12 protein-coding genes are annotated in these 17,484 nt (G+C 71.4%); 4 read left to right on the top strand and 8 right to left on the bottom strand.

Features of this window, described 5'->3' with window-relative positions; all coding sequences use genetic code 11:
• The first annotated feature begins 53 nt into the window (after positions 1-53).
• Entirely contained in the window at positions 54-947 is an 894-nt protein-coding gene (locus tag ACWC94_RS15335) for a class I SAM-dependent methyltransferase (RefSeq protein ID WP_450797025.1), read from the top strand.
• A gap of 48 nt (positions 948-995) precedes the next feature.
• On the opposite strand, the gene ftsH is transcribed toward ACWC94_RS15335, so the two are convergent.
• The 6 genes from ftsH to nsdA all read right to left on the bottom strand — a co-directional run bounded on the left by ftsH (position 996) and on the right by nsdA (position 10,673).
• Positions 996-2,942 (bottom strand): ATP-dependent zinc metalloprotease FtsH, encoded by a 1,947-nt coding sequence (gene ftsH / locus ACWC94_RS15340; RefSeq protein ID WP_450797026.1) that lies wholly within the window; start codon positions 2,940-2,942, stop codon positions 996-998.
• Between the two features lie 89 nt (positions 2,943-3,031).
• A complete protein-coding gene (gene ffh / locus ACWC94_RS15345; RefSeq protein ID WP_450797027.1) occupies positions 3,032-4,582 on the bottom strand; it encodes a signal recognition particle protein in 1,551 nt (516 codons plus the stop codon).
• Positions 4,583-4,703: 121 nt separating this feature from the next.
• On the bottom strand, positions 4,704-7,148 hold the full coding sequence (locus ACWC94_RS15350; RefSeq protein ID WP_450797028.1) for a [protein-PII] uridylyltransferase: 2,445 nt from the start codon (positions 7,146-7,148) through the stop codon (positions 4,704-4,706).
• A 27-nt stretch (positions 7,149-7,175) separates the two neighbouring features.
• Positions 7,176-7,514, bottom strand: coding sequence for a P-II family nitrogen regulator (locus ACWC94_RS15355; protein ID WP_030990174.1), 339 nt, complete (start codon positions 7,512-7,514; stop codon positions 7,176-7,178).
• Complete coding sequence (locus ACWC94_RS15360; RefSeq protein WP_450797029.1) at positions 7,511-8,854, bottom strand: ammonium transporter; 1,344 nt, start codon at positions 8,852-8,854, stop codon at positions 7,511-7,513. The genes ACWC94_RS15355 and ACWC94_RS15360 overlap by 4 nt, the downstream gene beginning before the upstream one ends.
• 340 nt (positions 8,855-9,194) lie before the next feature.
• Positions 9,195-10,673, bottom strand: a complete 1,479-nt coding sequence (gene nsdA / locus ACWC94_RS15365; RefSeq protein ID WP_450797030.1) for a transcriptional repressor NsdA — start codon at positions 10,671-10,673, stop codon at positions 9,195-9,197.
• A gap of 492 nt (positions 10,674-11,165) precedes the next feature.
• On the opposite strand from nsdA, the gene ACWC94_RS15370 reads away from it, so the two are divergent.
• Positions 11,166-11,828, top strand: a complete 663-nt coding sequence (locus ACWC94_RS15370; RefSeq protein WP_450797031.1) for a bifunctional DNA primase/polymerase — start codon at positions 11,166-11,168, stop codon at positions 11,826-11,828.
• An 81-nt stretch (positions 11,829-11,909) separates the two neighbouring features.
• Here the strand turns inward: ACWC94_RS15370 and ftsY are convergent, their stop codons facing one another.
• A complete protein-coding gene (gene ftsY, locus ACWC94_RS15375; RefSeq protein ID WP_450797033.1) occupies positions 11,910-13,118 on the bottom strand; it encodes a signal recognition particle-docking protein FtsY in 1,209 nt (402 codons plus the stop codon).
• Between the two features lie 170 nt (positions 13,119-13,288).
• Between ftsY and ACWC94_RS15380 the strand changes: the two genes are divergently transcribed.
• Together ACWC94_RS15380 and ACWC94_RS15385 are read left to right on the top strand one after the other, a co-directional pair.
• Complete coding sequence (locus ACWC94_RS15380) at positions 13,289-14,740, top strand: cytosine permease (protein WP_450797035.1); 1,452 nt, start codon at positions 13,289-13,291, stop codon at positions 14,738-14,740.
• A 90-nt stretch (positions 14,741-14,830) separates the two neighbouring features.
• Complete coding sequence (locus tag ACWC94_RS15385; protein ID WP_450797037.1) at positions 14,831-15,802, top strand: LLM class flavin-dependent oxidoreductase; 972 nt, start codon at positions 14,831-14,833, stop codon at positions 15,800-15,802.
• Between the two features lie 263 nt (positions 15,803-16,065).
• Here the strand turns inward: ACWC94_RS15385 and ACWC94_RS15390 are convergent, their stop codons facing one another.
• Entirely contained in the window at positions 16,066-17,484 is a 1,419-nt protein-coding gene (locus tag ACWC94_RS15390; RefSeq protein WP_450797038.1) for a sugar porter family MFS transporter, read from the bottom strand.

A 17,484-nucleotide genomic window follows, 5' to 3' on the forward strand; every position in this document is an offset into this window, starting at 1 on the left:
GACCACGCAACCGGGCACAGCGGCGAACTGTCGGCGGATTGGGGCGCTTACCTATGACACCTACGCTCGTGCGGCAACACGCATCTCACGCGGATTCCGCACCCCGCGTGGACCTGTGCGCACGCGCGCGTGACTGGTCCGAGATCCAGGAGCGGATGCTGGTGCCGCTCTACGAAGCCGTCTACGAACGACTCGAAGTGGGCCCCGCGACCCGGCTGCTGGGCCTGCGCTGCGGTTCCGGGCTGGCCCTGCTGCTGGCGGCGGGCAGAGGTGCCGCGGTGACCGGGGCCGACACCTCCTCCCCCGAACGGCTGGCCCTCGCCCGCGAACGGCTGCAGCCGGCCGCCCCGCGGGGCGGCGGCGTGACCGCGCACGGCGGAAGAACCCGCCCACACGCGCGTGCGACCGCGCGCCTCGTCGACGGTTCGCCCCGTGACGCGGACGGCGCTCAGACGGCCGCGTACGACCTGGTGACCGTCTTCGAACCGATCGGCTGCCTCGCCGGAGACTCCGAGGGGCTCGGTGACCTGCTCGCGGACGTGCTGCCCCTGGCCGCGGCCGGCGCCGCCGTGGTGCTGACCGGCTGGGGCCCGCCGGAGCGCTGCGCCACCTCCTCGGTGCTGCGGGTGGCGACGAAGCTGGCCGATCCCCTGGGCAGTGCGCGCAGCTGGCGGCCCGCCCTGCGGGACGACCTGGAGGAGGTCGCCCAGCGGGCGGGGCTGAAGCCCGACGGCTCGGGGCGGGTGGCGTGCCCGTTCGGCTACGCCGATGTCGACAGCGCCGTACGCGGGCTGCTGTCGACCGGCCTGTTCGACGCGGCGACCGCGGCGACGGACGCCAAGCAGGTCGACAAGGAGCTGACGGAGGCCCTGCATCCGCACCGGCGCCCGGACGGGACCGTGTGGATGCCGAACGTCTTCCGCTACCTCGTCGCCCGGCTGCCCTAGGGGTTTCGTCTGGATCAGCCCGGGTCCACCTGATCCGAGTCAAGCCCCCTAGACCTCGTCGAGGCCCTTGGTCAGGCGTGTGATGCCGGCGATCCGGTACGCCTCCGCCTCCTCCAGCGTCTCGTTCTCCAGCAGCGCCTGCGTCAGGGCGTCCAGCTGGCCGCGGTGGTCGCGGAGTTTGCGGCGGGCCTCCTCGTAGCACTCGTCCACGATCCGCCGCATCTCCGCGTCGATCACGTCGAGGGTCTGCGGGGCGGCGGACAGCCCGTAGGCCTGCTGGGCGTCGCTCGGCAGGGCGGACAGGCGGCCGACCCGATCGCTCATGCCCCAGCGGGCCACCATCCCGCGCGCGATGTTGGTGACCTGTTCGAGGTCGTTCTCCGCACCCGTGGTGACCACTCCGTAGACGACCTCCTCCGCCGCCATCCCGCCCAGGGCGCCGATGATGCGCCCGCGCAGGTACTCCTCCGAGTGGGCGTACCGCTCCACCTCGGGCGTGGACATGGTCACGCCGAGAGCCCGGCCGCGCGGCACGATGGTGATCTTGCGAACCGGATCGGCGCCGGGCTGCAGCATGCCCAGGAGGGCGTGGCCGCTCTCGTGGTACGCGGTGCGGCGGCGGTCCTCCTCGGGCATCACCAGAGTGCGCTCCGCTCCCAGCTGGACCTTTTCCAGCGCCTCGGACAGGTCCGGCCCGGTCACCTGCTGCTGCTTGCGCTTGACCGCGAGCAGGGCGGCCTCGTTGGCGAGATTGGCCAGGTCCGCGCCGGTCATACCGGGGGTGACGCGGGCCAGCTGGGCCAGGTCGACATCGGGCGCGAGCGGTATCTGCCGGGTGTGGATCCGCAGGATCGCCTCACGGCCACCGCGATCCGGCGGGGCCACGTTGACCACCCGGTCGAAGCGGCCGGGACGGGTCAGGGCGGGGTCCAGGATGTCCGCGCGGTTGGTCGCGGCGATGACGATCACACCCTCGGAGCCCGAGAAGCCGTCCATCTCCGTGAGGATCTGGTTCAGCGTCTGTTCGCGCTCGTCGTGCCCGCTCATCGAGGCACCGCCGGCGCGCGCCCGGCCGATGGTGTCGATCTCGTCGATGAAGATGATCGACGGCGCCACCTTCCGGGCCTCGGCGAACAGTTCGCGGACGCGGGAGGCTCCGACGCCGACGATCATCTCGATGAACTCGGACGCCGAGGCGGAGAAGAACGGCACGCCGGCCTCGCCCGCGACCGCGCGTGCGAGCAGTGTCTTGCCGGTGCCGGGCGGCCCCGCGAGCAGCACCCCGCGGGGCAGCTTCGCACCCATACTGCGGTAGACGTCGGGGTGCTCCAGGAAGTCGACGACATCGTCGAGCTCGCCCTTGACCTCGTCGATACCGGCCACGTCCGCGAAGGTCGTGCGCTCGGTGCCCGGCCGCAGCCCGACCGGCCTGGGCGGCGCCCGGCGGCCGAACAGGGCACCCGCGCCGCCGGGCAGGGCCCCGCCCATCCGCCGCGCGAAGAAGATCCACACGGCGACCAGGATCACGATCGGGATCAGCGAGATCAGCACGTTGGACAGCAGGCTGCGCTCCTGCACGACCGGCCGTGCCGTCACCGTGACACCGTGACTGCTCAGGCTCTGCCAGAGCCGGTCGTCCGCGAAGGCCGGGCGCTGTGTCCTGAACCGGGTGTACTTCCCGCCGCCCTCGGGATTGGCCCGCGCGTGCTTGAGCTCGCCCTGGATGGCGTCGCCCTTGGAGTAGAGCTTGGCGACGTTGCCGGTGGCGACCTGTCTGCTGAACTCCGTGTACGAGATCGTCGGCTGGTTCCCCTCGCCCAGGTAGTTCAGCCCGGCGTAGGCCAGCAGGAAGACGATCACCGCAGTGACGAGAAGCCCCCACCACTTTCCGCCGCGGATCCGTCCGCCGCCGGGCCGCCCGGGCGATTCATCGGGATTGCCCTCGGTGCGCCACGGCTGATCAGGGGACTTGCGCGGTGGCACCGCATCGCTCATATCTGGACGTTAAGGCACATGGCGGACATTGGCATGCGCTGAGGGCGCCCCTCGGCCGAGGGGCGCCCTCAGGGACGTACGAGCGGGGCTCAGCCCATGAACTTCTTGAACTCGTCCGGCAGCTCGAAGTCCTGGCCGCCCTGCTGCGGCACCCCGAAGGCGTTCCCGCCCTGCGCGGCGGCCTCGCGGCGCTGGGCCTCCTCCAGCTCCTGCTGCTTGCGCTTCATCGGGTTGCCGGAGCGCTGCTTGCCCTTGGCCTTCTTCTGCTGCTTCTTCTGCCGGCCGGGGCCGCCGCCCATGCCCGGGATCCCCGGCATGCCCGGCATACCGCCGCCCTGCGCCATGCGCGACATCATCTTGCGGGCGTCGAAGAACCGCTCGACCAGGTTCTTGACCGCGCTGACCTCGACACCGGAACCCTTGGCGATACGGGCGCGGCGCGAGCCGTTGATGATCGTCGGATCCTGGCGCTCGGCCGGGGTCATCGACTTGATGATCGCGCCCACGCGGTCGACTTCCCGCTCGTCGATGTTCTGGATCTGGTCCTTGATCTGGCCCATGCCCGGGAGCATGCCGAGCAGCTTGCTGATGCTGCCCATCTTCCGGACCTGCTCCATCTGGGCCAGGAAGTCGTCCAGGGTGAAGTCCTGGCCCTTCTTGGACGCCAGCTTCGAGGCCATCTTGGCGGCCTCTTCCTGGCTGAAGGTCTTCTCCGCCTGCTCGATCAGGGTGAGCAGGTCACCCAGGTCGAGGATGCGGGAGGCCATCCGGTCCGGGTGGAAGGCGTCGAAGTCGTCCAGCTTCTCGCCGTTCGACGCGAACATGATCGGCTTGCCGGTGATCTGCCGGATCGACAGGGCGGCACCACCGCGGGCGTCACCGTCGAGCTTGGAGAGCACCACACCGTCGAAGCCGACGCCGTCGCGGAAGGCCTCGGCGGTGTTGACGGCGTCCTGACCGATCATCGCGTCGACGACGAACAGGATCTCGTCCGGGGAGACCGCGTCGCGGATGTCCGCGGCCTGCTGCATCATCTCGGCGTCGATACCGAGGCGGCCGGCGGTGTCCACGATCACGATGTCATGGACCTTGGACTTCGCGTAGTCGACGGAGTCCTTGGCGACCTTGACCGGGTCGCCGACGCCGTTGCCCGGCTCGGGCGCGTAGACGGCGACACCGGCGCGCTCGGCGACGACGCTCAGCTGGTTGACGGCGTTCGGGCGCTGGAGGTCGGCGGCGACCAGCAGCGGGGAGTGGCCCTGCTCCTTGAGCCACTTGGCGAGCTTGCCCGCGAGGGTGGTCTTACCGGCACCCTGCAGACCCGCCAGCATGATCACGGTGGGCGGCTGCTTGGCGAAGCGCAGGCGCCGGGTCTCGCCGCCGAGGATGGTCACGAGCTCGTCGTTGACGATCTTCAGGACCTGCTGGGCGGGGTTCAGCGCGCGCGAGACCTCGGCGCCGAGGGCACGCTCCTTGACGTTCTTGATGAACGTGCGGACGACCGGCAGGGCGACGTCCGCCTCGAGGAGCGCGATGCGGATCTCGCGTGCGGTGGCGTCGATGTCCGCCTCGCTCAAACGCCCCTTGCCGCGCAGATTCTTGAAGGTCGCTGAGAGGCGATCGGAAAGAGTATCGAACACGGCGGCGTCGGTCCTCGGAGTCGGGGGCAGTCTGAGCGTCTTCCAGGGTATCCGGCCCCGCAAGCTCTTCGTCCTCGCGCGCCCTCCCGAGAGGGCGCGCGGGGACGACCGGGCCGCGGGGTCAGGCCCGCAGCGTCTCCTCCAGCGCCCGCGCCGTCGACGCCGCGTCCGCCGCCGGCAGCGGGGCACCCGTGCCGGTGGTGACGTAGAACGCATCGACGGCGTTGGAGCCCAGCGTGCTCACATGCATGCTCCGCACCCGTACCCCCGCTTTCTCCAGGGCCATGCCGATGCGGTGCAGCAGACCCGGGGCGTCCTGGGCGCGGACCTCGATCACCGTGGCGTGGTGGGAGGCCGCCGGGGCCACCGTCACGCGCGGCGGCGGGGCGACCCAGCCGCGTCGGCGGGGGTAGGCCGCGTCCCGTTCGGCGAGGCGGCCGGCGATGTCCAGGGTGCCGTCCAGGGCGCGGACGAGGTCGGCGCGCAGCCGGGTGGCCTGCGGCAGGGAGCCGTACTCGGCGGCGACACGCCAGTTGAGCAGCAGGACCGAGCCGTCTTCGACGTCGTCGGGCAGTCTCAGGGCGCGGAGTTCCGCCGTACGGACCGTGAGGCGGTGCACCGCGAGGACGCCGGCGACCGCCGGGAGCACGGCGGGCTGGTCGGGTACGGCGATGAGCAGCTCGACGCCGAGGGGTTCGCCGGAGCCGCCCTCCTGCGCGAGCGGTTCCGTCTGGGCGCGCAGCGCGAGGACCGGGCCCGACGTGCGGTACGCCTCGATCGCCAGCCGCTCCTGCTCGGCCGTGGGCGCGGCGGGCTCCGGCTCGTGGGGGGCGTCCCCGGCGAGCACGGCGGAGGCCCGGCGGACCAGGTCCGCGACGAGGGAGCCGCGCCAGGAGGACCAGGCCGCCGGTCCGGTGGCGAGGGCGTCGGCCTCCGTCAGCGCGTGCAGCAGCTCCAGAGTGCTCTGGGTGCCGACCGCCTCGGCGACCGCGCGGACTGTGGCCGGGTCGTCCAGGTCACGGCGGGTGGCGGTCTCGATCAGCAGGAGGTGGTGGCGGACGAGGGTGGAGAGCACGGCCACGTCCGCGCGCTCGAAGCCGATCCGCGCGGCGACGTCCTTGGCGATGATCTCGCCGGCCACCGAGTGGTCGCCGGGCCAGCCCTTGCCGATGTCGTGCAGCAGGGCGGCGACCAGGAGCAGGTCGGGGCGGCTGACGCGGCGGGTCATTTCCGAGGCGCGGACGGCTGTTTCGATCAGGTGCCGGTCGACCGTCCACAGGTGGACGGCGTTGCGCTGGGGACGGAAACGGACCCGCTCCCAGTCCGGCAGGAGGCGGCTGATCAGGCCCTCCGCCTCCAGCGCCTCCCAGACGTCCACCGTCGGGCGTCCGGAGCCGAGCAGCGTCACCAACTGCTCGCGGGCCTCGGCGGGCCAGGGCGTGGGCAGGGGGTGTGCGGCGGCGGCCATGCGCCGTACGGCGTGCAGGGAGAGCGGGAGGCCGGCCTGCGCGGCGGCGGCCGCGGCGCGCAGGGGGAGTACGGGGTCGCGCTCCGGGCGTGCGGCACGGGCGAGCACCACCTCGCCGTCCTGCTCCACCACGCCCTCGGCCAGCGGCGACCGCTCCGCGACCGGCTTGCCGCCGCCCAGGAAGGCGCGCAGGCGCGGCCGGGCGGCGCGTGAACGCAACACGCGCCCCACCTCGCGCCAGGTGACGTCACTGGCGTACGAGATGACCCCCGCCGCCTCGTAGACCTGCCGCAGCAGCGTGTCCGCGTCCAGCAGACCCAGCTCGGCGGCCACCTGGTCCTGTTCCTGCAGCGCGAGCCGGTCGGTCGCGCGCCCGGTGGCCAGGTGCAGCGCGTCCCGTACGTCGAGCAGGCGCCGGCGGGCGTCCGCGAGGCCCTCGCGCGGGGCGTCGGCGAGCCAGGAGGCGGCGACCGCACGCAGGGCGGTGGCGTCCCTCAGCCCGCCGCGGGCCTCCTTGAGGTCGGGTTCGAGCAGGTACCGCAGCTCCCCCTGGCGTTCGGCGCGCTCGGCGCAGAGTTCCTGGAGTTCGGGGAGGCGTTTGGGGGCCTGGTTGCGCCAGTCGGCGAGGACGGCCGTACGCAGGGAGGCGGTGAGGCCGAGGTCGCCGGCGAGATGGCGGGCGTCCAGAAGGCCGAGCTGGACCTTCACGTCCTCCGCGGCCGTCTTGCGGGCCTCCGCGGGGGTGCGCACGGAGTGGTCGAGGGCGATACCGAGGTCCCAGACGGGGTACCAGAGGCGGTCGGCCAGGGCGGCGACCGCGCTCGGGTCGGAGCCGTCGTGCAGCAGCAGGAGGTCGAGGTCGCTGCGCGGGGACAGCTCGCCGCGGCCGTAGCCGCCGACGGCGACCAGGGAGACGCCCCTGAGATCGCGGGCCGACGCGCCGAACAGTCCGGCCAGCCAGTCGTCCGTCAGCTCCGCGAGGGCGGCACGGCGCGGCGGCCCGGACCGCGCCCCCTCGGTGAGGAGGCGCAGCCGGGCCGCCGCGTAGCCGCTGGGTCCCGAGTCCTCTGCTTCCGTACGCACGTCCGTTCCCGTCACCCAGCGACTCCCGTTCACCCGTTGTGGTCAGAGCGCGTCCGGACCGCGCTCGCCGGTGCGGACCCTTACGGCCGTCTCGACCGGCAGGGACCAGACCTTGCCGTCACCGATCTTGCCGGTGCGGGCCGCCTTGACGATGACCTCGATCAGCTGCTCGGCGTCGTCGTCCTCGGCCAGCACCTCGATGCGGATCTTGGGGACGAGGTCGACGGTGTACTCGGCACCGCGGTAGACCTCGGTGTGGCCCCGCTGCCGACCGTAACCGCTGGCCTCGGTGACCGTCAGTCCGTGGACGCCGAAGGCCTGAAGCGCCTCCTTGATCTCGTCCAGCCGGTGGGGCTTGACGACGGCGGTGATGAGCTTCATGCGTCCACCTTCTTGGTCTGCGCGGCGGCCAGGGCCGGGGCGTGGGCGACGGAGCCGAGGACACCGCCGCCGGTGCCGCTGAAGTCGTAGGCACTCTCGGCGTGCTCGGCCTGGTCGATGCCGGAGATCTCCTCGTCCTCGGTGACCCGCATGCCGATCGTCTTGTCCAGCAGGAAGGCGAGGACCGCGGAGACGACCAGGGAGTAGCCGAGGACCGCGCCGACACCGGCGCACTGCTTCCACAGCTGGGTCCAGGTGTGGTCGCCGTAGAAGACGCCCGTGGCGGTGGACTGGCCCTTGCCGGTGGCGAAGAAGCCGATGAGCAGGGAGCCGATGATGCCGCCGACCATGTGGACGCCGACGACGTCCAGGGAGTCGTCGTAGCCGAACTTGAACTTCAGGCCCACGGCCGCGGCGCAGGCGACACCGGCGATGGCGCCGACGGCGATCGCGCCGAGCGGGGAGACCGCGCCACCGGACGGGGTGATCGCGACCAGGCCGGCGACCGCGCCGGAGGCGGCGCCCAGCGTGGTGAACGCGCCGTGCCGGATCTTCTCGTAGGCGAGCCAGGCCAGCATGGCGGCACCGGTGGCGACCTGCGTGTTGACGAACATCAGCGCGCCGACGCCGTCGTCGTTGCCGAGCCAGGAGCCCGCGTTGAAGCCGAACCAGCCGAACCACAGGAGGCCCGCGCCGAGCATGACCAGCGGGAGGCTGTGCGGGCGCATCGGGTCCTTCTTGAAGCCGACGCGCTTGCCGATGACGAGGATGACACCGAGGGCCGCCGCACCCGCGTTGATGTGGACCGCCGTACCACCCGCGAAGTCGATCACGCCGAGCTTGAAGGCCCAGCCGTCGGCGCCCCACACCCAGTGGGCGACCGGGACGTAGACGATCGTGGCCCACAGGGCGATGAAGAGCGACCAGGCCGAGAACTTCACGCGGTCCGCGAGGGCGCCGCTTATCAGGGCCGGGGTGATGATGGCGAACATCATCTGGAAGACCATGAAGACGAAGACCGGGATGGTGTAGCCGGGCCACAGCTCCGTCAGCCCGATCTTGCTGAGGCCGAACCAGTCGGGGTTCCAGCCGATGAGGCTGTTGTGCTCACCGAAGGCGAGGGAGAAGCCGTAGAGCACCCACAGGATGGTGACGATGCCCATGCTGATGAAGCTCATCATCAGCATGTTGAGGGTGCTCTTGACGCGGACCATGCCTCCGTAGAAGAAGGCCAGGCCCGGGGTCATGACCAGCACCAGGGCGGAACAGATGAGCATGAAGCCTGTGTTCGCGGCAGACAGCTTGGGTGCCTCCGCGGCAAGCATGATGGCTGGGGCCATCGGCGTCTCCTCGTCGGTTGAACGGCCCCGTGCGGGCGGTGCCTGAGCGGTCCGGCGGGTCGGGGGGTGCAGGCCGGTTATGGGCCATGAGACTGGCGCAGCGCGGTTTCGGTGGAAGCCCCGCGTTGTTTCGCCGGGGTGACAAGGGCGCCCTGCTTGTTACGCCTGGATGAACCGCCGGCTTCCGGGCTCGCCGATCGTTATCGTGACGCAACCTCCGCCGGAGGGTGTCTCCGGAGACAGGCCGGCCGCGGCGGGCCTCTCCGATGACCTGGCGCGGGGGAGCCGAGTCGGGCAGTTCGGGAGGACCGGCCGCGGCCGGGGCTCGGTGCCGGAGGTGTCAGACCGCTTCGGCGGTCTCCGGCAGGTCGACGGCGAGCTGGTCGGTGAGGTCGACGACGGCGGCGAGATCGCCGTAGTCCCGCACGGCTGTGTCGACCGTCTTTCGAATACGAGTGTTCACACGCTCGGAGCGGACCTTCTTGGCGATCTCCATGGCCCGGGAGGCGTGGGCCGTGCTCTGTTCCGGCTCGCGCTGGAGCAGGTGCACGGTGGCCATGCCGATCAGGTTGAGCGCATACGACCGCTGGTGCTCACTGTCCTTGGCGAACAGCTCCACCGCGCGCTGCATCAGCGGCTCGGCCAGGGAGGCGTAGGCGGGGCTGCGCCCGGCGACGTAGGCGAGGTCGCGGAAGGAGTGGGAGTTCTCGCCGTACAGCTCGGCCTCGGAGAAGAAGCGGATCCAGTCGGGGTCCGGCTCGTCCCACTCGTCGGCCTCCGAGAAGGTGTCCTCGGCCATGCGGACCGCGCGCTTGGTCTTGCCGGGCTGCCCCATGTTGGCGTAGGCGCGGGCCTCCATCGCATACAGCATGGACTGGGTGCGCGGGCTGGCGCAGTCGCGGCTGCCGTACTGGGCGAGGTGGATCAGCTCCAGGGCGTCGTCGGGCCGGCCGAGATGGATCATCTGGCGGCTCATGCTGGAGAGGATGTACGAGCCGAGGGGCTTGTCGCCGGCCTCCTTGGCCGCGTGCAGGGCGAGGACGAAGTACTTCTGCGCGGTGGGCTGGAGCCCGACGTCGTACGACATCCAGCCGGCCAGTTCGGCCAGCTCGGCGGCGACCTTGAAGAGCTTGCGGGTGGTGGCCTCCGGCTGGGGTTCCTGGAGCAGGTCGGTGACCTCGTGCAGCTGGCCGACGACCGCCTTGCGGCGCAGACCGCCGCCGCACTGGGCGTCCCACTGCCGGAACATGCGCGTCGTGGACTCCAGCAGGTCCAGCTCGGGCTTGGAGAGCCGGCCGGGCCTGCGGGAGTCGAGGACCGGCTCCGGCTCGGGCGGGACCGGGGAGGCGGGGGTGGGCACCAGCCAGCGCTGCATGGGCTCGATCAGGGACGGGCCGGCGGACAGCGCCAGGGAGGTGCCGAGGAAGCCGCGCCGGGCCAGCATCAGGTCGCTGCGCGAGAACTCACTGAGCAGGGCGACGGTCTGCGGGGCGGTCCACGGCAGGTCGACTCCGGACGCGGAGGGTGACTGGCGGGCGGCGCGCAGGCCGAGGTCCTCGATGGAGACCACGCAGCCGAAGCGCTCGGAGAACAGCTCCGAGAGGATGCGCGGGATCGGCTCCCGCGGATTCTCCCCGTCCAGCCAGCGGCGTACGCGCGAGGTGTCCGTGGAGATGTGGTTGGCGCCCAGCTGGCGGGCCCGGCGGTTCACCTGGCGGGCCAGCTCGCCCTTGGACCAGCCGCTGCGCACGAACCACGAGCCGAGCAGCTCGTTGGGGCGCTTGTCGGCGTTCGCCCCACTACCGCCGTTGCCGCTCACTGGAACGCCCCCATCCCTGAGACCACTTGCCGTCGTTGCGACCCTCGGTCGCCCCCGGAGGGAGACCGCCGCGCGCCAAGCCCTATCAGAATGCCGGTAAATACGGCTTCCCGTCCGCGGGTTCTCACCCTTCGAACGAGCTGACGACTCGCCTCCGGCATACCCATGGGTGCATATGCCCCCCGGACTCGCACACTCACAGTAATCCTACGATCACCCGCTCAGCCACGGGGATCCCAGAAACGCCACCATTCGCCACCCCTTCGAATGAACTCACGGCCGCTCGCACAGGATTCACTTGACACAGGACCGCCGGAAGTGGGCGGAGTGAAGCGCGCGGGGGCGCGTCGCCTTCTTTGCGCCACCCCTTCGCGCTTCAAGGCGCCGCCTTGGCCTGGCGTCGGCACGGGAAGGCGGAGCCGTAGCGTTACGTTCCGCTTCCGTCTCGTTCCGTGTCGTAACCACCGGCGCGCAGGACCCGTTGGAGGGGGCATGGGCTTCACGATCGGCGGCATTCGCGAGATCCGCACCGGCACGCGCCGGCGCGGTCGTTCGTCGGACTGCACCACCGTCGCCGAGTTCACCGGGCTGTGGGGGTGGGACGTGGTGCCGGGCGCGCGGGCCGCGGCGGGCGCCTGCTCGTGCGGGCACGCCGACTGCCCGGTGCCGGGCGCGCATCCGCTGGACTTCGCGCCGCAGGTGCCGGCCGGGGCCACCCTGGACGAGGTGAGCAAGGCCTGGTCCGAGTTCCCGGGCGCCGCCGTGATGCTGCCGGTGGGCCGGGCGTTCGACGTCATCGAGGTCTCCGAGGCCGCCGGCCGCCGCGCCCTGGTCCGCCTGGAGCGCATGGGCCTGCCCCTCGGCCCGGTGACCGCGACCCCGGACGGCCGCGCCCACTTCTTCGTCGCCCCGGGCGCCGCCGCCGAGCTTCCCCGACTGCTCTACCGCATGGGCTGGGACGACCCCTCGGCCCTGGACCTGCGCGGCCTCGGCCCCGGTACCCACATCACGGCACCGCCCTCCGACCGGGGCGGGCTGGGCCCGGTGCGCTGGCTGCGCCCACCCGCGCTGGACTCGGCGACACGGCCTCCGGCGGCGCGGTTGCTGCTGGGGACGCTGGCGTACGTGGCGCACCGGTCGCGCACGCGGGCCTGAGCCACGCCGGCAAGGCGAAGCGCCCGTCCCCCGGCTGTCCGGGGCGGGCGCTTCCGGTCGGCTACCGCGTTCGGTAACCGCTCAGTCACCGATCAGCGCGTCCACGAACGCCTCCGGCTCGAACGGCGCCAGATCGTCCGCGCCCTCGCCGAGCCCGACCAGCTTGACCGGCACGCCCAGCTCGCGCTGGACCGCGACGACGATGCCGCCCTTGGCCGTACCGTCCAGCTTCGTCAGCACGATGCCGGTGATGTCCACGACCTCGGCGAACACGCGGGCCTGCACCAGGCCGTTCTGCCCGGTGGTGGCGTCCAGGACGAGCAGCACCTCGTCGAGCGGCGCGTGCTTCTCCACGACCCGCTTGACCTTGCCCAGCTCGTCCATGAGGCCGGTCTTGGTGTGCAGTCGGCCGGCGGTGTCGATGAGGACGACGTCGACCCCCATCTCCTTGCCTTCCTTGACCGCGTCGAAGGCCACGGAGGCGGGGTCGCCGGCCTCGGGTCCGCGCACGGTGTAGGCGCCGACCCGCTCGCCCCAGGTCTGCAGCTGGTCGGCGGCGGCGGCGCGGAAGGTGTCGGCGGCGCCGAGGACGACGGTGCGGCCGTCGGCCACGAGCACGCGGGCGAGCTTGCCGGTGGTGGTGGTCTTACCGGTGCCGTTGACCCCGACGACCATCACGATGCCGGGCTTGCGGTCCTCGGGCTCGGTCCTGACCGTACGGTCGAAGTCGGTGCCGACGAGCTTGAGCAGCTCCTCGCGCAGCAGTCCGCGCAGCTCCTGGGGGGTGCGGGTGCCGAGTACCTTCACTCGCTCGCGCAGCCCCTCGACCAGCTCCTGGGTGGACTGCACACCGACGTCGGCGGTGAGCAGGGTGTCCTCGATCTCCTCCCAGGTCTCGTCGTCCAGGTGCTCGCGCGAAAGCAGCGTGAGCAGGCCCTTGCCGAGGGCGTTCTGGGAGCGGGACAGGCGGGCGCGCAGCCGGACCAGCCGGCCCGCGGTGGGCTCCGGGATCTCGAGTTCGGGAACCTCGACGGCGGGGCCACTGGGGGGCTCCTCGACGACGACCGCGGGGCCGCCCGGGAGATCCACCTCCTCGATCGTCCGGCGCGGTTCGTCGCGCGGCGTCTCGGCCTCGTCGCCGACGTGCGGCTCGGCCGGGGGCGCGGTGATGTCGGGCGTCTTCGGGGGCGGCGGGGGCAGCGGCTTCCGGCGCCGGCTGCCCACGACCAGCCCGCCGAGGGCGACGAGCACGACCACGGCGATGACTACAGCAAGGATGACGGTTTCCATAACTCGTCCAGTATCAGCCATGGGGTACGACGAGAGGCTGTTTGTGGCTTCCTCTGAGAGACAAACGCCACTTAAAGCGAGGAGTCGGAGCAAAGTACGATGGTGGCGATTCGGTTGACGCGCGTAGAGTCCCGATCGTCCACTGTCCCCCCACGTCTGGCCCCTTTTCCATGAGCAAAACCGTCGAGACCGAGGGCGCTCTCGAGACCCGTGGCATCGAGCAGGTCCCGGAGCACGAGCGCACCGCGAAGACCCGTGAGCTGTTCCCCACCTGGGTCGGCGCCAACATCAGCGTGCTGCTGCTGACCATGGGCGCGAGCCTCGTCGTGGCGTACCACCTGGACATCTGGCAGGCGCTCGTCGTCGCGGTGGCCGCGCCGGTCGTGTCGTACGGCCTGGTCGGTCTGATCGGCATCGCCGGCAAGCGGGGCGGCGCGCCCGGCATGGCGCTGTCGCGCGCGGTCTTCGGCCAGCGCGGCAACCTGCTGCCCGGCTCGCTGATCTGGGTCGCGCGCTGGGGCTGGGAGACGATCAACGCGGTGACGGGCGCCTACGCGATGCTCACCATCCTGGACATCGTGTGCGGGCTGAAGGCCAACAGCGTGCTCGACATGGTGATGCTGCTGGTGTTCGTCGTCGCGACCTTCGCGATCTCGGGTCTCGGCATCAACGCCGTACAGAAGTGCAACAAGTACGCCACGTACCTCTTCGGCGTCTTCTCGGTGCTGGTCCTGGTCTACCTGGCGGTGAACACCGACTGGTCGAAGGTGCTGCACCACGGCGGCGGCTCCACGGCCGCGGTGATCACCGGAGTCGGCATGATCGCGGCCGGTGGTGTCAGCTGGATCCCGACCGCGCCCGACTTCACCCGCTACCTGCCGCGCACCGCGTCCTCCAAGGCGATCGTCGGTACGGCGGTGGGCGGCGCCGGCATCGTCGTCCTGCCCATGGTCCTGATGGGCGCGGTGATGGCGGTCTCCACGCCGGACCTGGCCTCGGCCACCGACCCGGTGTCCTTCCTCGGCGAGATCCTGCCGACGTGGATCGCGGTGCCGTACCTGTTCATCGCGCTGATCGGCATGCTGCTGATCAACTCGATGTCGATGTACTCGGCGGGCTTCACCGCGCAGACCCTCGGCTTCAAGGTGCCGCGGCACTGGGCGGTCTCGGTGAACGCGGTGATCTCGCTGGTCTTCGGCGGTGTGCTGATGCTGGTGGCGACGAGCTTCATGGGCTCGTTCATCGCCTTCCTGTCGCTGCTGGCCGTCGCCTTCTCCGCCTGGGTCGGCGTGTTCGGCGCGGACATGCTGCGCCGCACCGAGTACGACGGCGAGGCCATGGCCGACACGACCCGCGCCAGCGCCTACTGGTACCGGGGCGGCTTCTCCCCCGCGGCCGTGGCCGCCTGGGCCATCGGTCTGGTCTCGGGTCTGATGTTCACGACCTCGGACTGGTTCACCGGCCCGCTCGCGAAGAACAACGTCATCGGCGAGTACGGCCTCGGCTGGGTCGCCACGATCGTGATCTCGGGCGCGCTGTACCTGGCGCTGCCGAAGCCGGCGGTGACCAGGCCGGCGGAGGCCGCCGAGCCGGCGGACGAGCCGGCGGCCGTCACCGTCTGACGGCTCTCGGACCGGCCCGACACCATGGCCATCTGACGCTGTGTCAGCTACCGTCCCCCTCCACCGCACCGCACCGGAGGGGGACTTCCCATGCCCGTCACGGTCGTCCGTTTCAACCTCGTCGCTCCCGGCGCCGCCCCCGCCGCCCTCTCCGCCCGCTACCGGGCCGCCCTGGAGATGGCCGCGTACGCGGACGAGCACGGGATCAGCACCGTGCAGACCGAGGAGCACCACGGCGCCGCCGACAACTGGCTGCCGTCGCCGTTCGCCTTCGCCGGCGCGGTGTTCGGGGCGACCCGGCGCATCGCGGTGACGGTGTCGGCGGTGATCGGCCCGCTGCACGAGCCCCTGCGGCTGGCCGAGGAGATCGCCGTACTGGACCTGCTGAGCGGCGGGCGGCTGGTGACGGTGGCCGGGATCGGCTACCGGCCCGAGGAGTACGCCCTGTTCGACGTCGACTTCAGGCGCCGGGGCCGGCTCCAGGACGAACTGCTGGAGACCCTGCTGAAGGCGTGGACCGGCGAGGAGTTCGAGCACCGGGGCCGTACGGTACGGCTCACCCCGCGCCCGTTCACCGAACCGCACCCCCTGCTCCTGGTCGGCGGTTCCTCGAAGGCCGCCGCCCGCCGGGCCGCCCGGCTCGGCCTGCCGTTCTTCCCCAGCGCGTATCTGCCCGAGCTGGAGGCGTACTACAAGGAGAAGCTCAGCGAGTACGGCACCGAGGGCTGGGTCATGATGCCGGCCGCCGAGACCCCCCTGCTGCACATCGCCGAGGACCCGGACCGGGCGTGGGCGCACTACGGCGGGCACTTCCTGCACGAGGCCCGGACGTACGCCTCCTGGCAGGCGGGCCGGATCCGCTCGGCGGTGAGGTCGGCGGCCACGACGGTGGAGGAGCTGCGGGCGGAGGGCGTGTACCGCATCCTCGCGCCGGAGCAGTGCGTGGCACTGGCCGCCGACAGTCTCGTACTGCATCCGCTGGTGGGCGGGATGCCGGTGGAGGAGGGCTGGCGCAGCCTGCGGTTGTTCGTGGAGCGGGTGCTGCCGGGGGTGGGCGGCTGAGGTGCGCGGCGGCTTCGGGCGGATCCGTTCCGGGGCGGGGCGGCGAGCGGGGCGGCGAGCGGGGCGGTCGCCGCGGCCTTGCGCGGGTCGGATGGCCGGGGGCTTTCGGCGCGTGGGGCGAGTCCGCCGATCGCCCCTGCCGGCGGGCAGGCCGCCGCCCCCGGACCGGGCAGTGGCCGGTGCGGGGGCGGCGGGTGGTACGAGGAGAGGGGCAGCGGGGTCTTGGGCCCCTGCTCCTCGGTCTCGGGGGCTGTCCGTACGGGTCAGCCCATCTCCTCCAGCGACTTGCCCTTCGTCTCCTTGACGAACTTCAGGACGAACGGGATGGAGAGCGCGGCGCAGACCGTGTAGATCACGTAGGTGCCGGAGAGGTTCCAGTCGGCCAGCGACGGGAAGCTCGCGGTGATGGCCCAGTTGGCGATCCACTGCGCGGAGGCGGCCACGCCCAGGGCGGCGGCGCGGATCTTGTTCGGGAACATCTCGCCGAGGAAGACCCAGACCACCACGCCCCAGGACAGGGCGAAGAAGAGGACGAAGATGTGCGCGGCGATCAGGGCGGTCCAGCCCTGGGTGCTCGGGAGCTTGCCGTCGACCAGGTGGTAGCTGAAGGCCCAGGCCTCCAGCGCCAGGCCGACGACCATGCCGACCGAGCCGATGAGGGCGAGCGGCTTGCGGCCGACGCGGTCCACGAAGATCATCGCGATCACGGTGCCGATGATGTTGATGATCGACGTCGTGAAGGAGTAGAAGAACGAGTCCGTCGGGTCGACACCGACCGACTGCCACAGCGTCGAGGAGTAGTAGAACGCGACGTTGATGCCGACGAACTGCTGGAAGACCGACAGGCCGATGCCGATCCAGACGATCGGCTTGAAGAAGAAGCCGCCGCCGAGCAGGTCCTTGAAGGTGGACTTGTGCTCGCTCTTCATCGCGTGCTCGATCTCGGCGACACGGGCGTCCAGGTCGGCACCCTTGCCCTCGACCTCGGCGAGGATCTCCTTGGCGCGCTCACGCTTGCCGACGGAGAGCAGGAAGCGCGGGGACTCGGGGATCGCGAAGGAGAGCATGCCGTACAGGACGGCCGGGACGACCATCACGCCGAGCATGACCTGCCAGGCCTCCAGGCCCATCAGGTGACCGCGCTGGTTGCCGCCGGCGGCGTTCAGCAGGCCCCAGTTGACCAGCTGCGAGACGGCGATGCCGACGACGATCGCGGCCTGCTGGAAGGAGCCGAGCCGGCCGCGGTAGGCGGGCGGGGCGACCTCGGCGATGTAGGCCGGGCCGATGACGGAGGCCATGCCGATGGCGAAGCCGCCGACGATGCGCCAGAGGGCGAGGTCCCACAGCGCGAAGGGCAGCGCGGAGCCGACGGCACTGATCGTGAAGAGGACCGCGGCGATCTGCATACAGCGGATGCGGCCGATCCGGTCGGCTATGCGGCCCGCCGTGGCGGCGCCGACGGCACAGCCGATCAGGGCGATCGCGATGACCTGGGCGAGGGCCGCGGAGCCGATGTCGTACTTGGTGCGGATGGCCTCGACCGCGCCGTTGATCACGGAGCTGTCGTAGCCGAAGAGGAAACCGCCCATGGCGGCGGCCGCCGCGATGAAGATGACGTGCCCGAGATGTTCGGGGTGAGCCGTCCTGGCTCCTGACTGAGGTGCCTGCGCTGTGCTGGTCAC

The organism is Streptomyces sp. NPDC001135 (assembly GCF_053598395.1).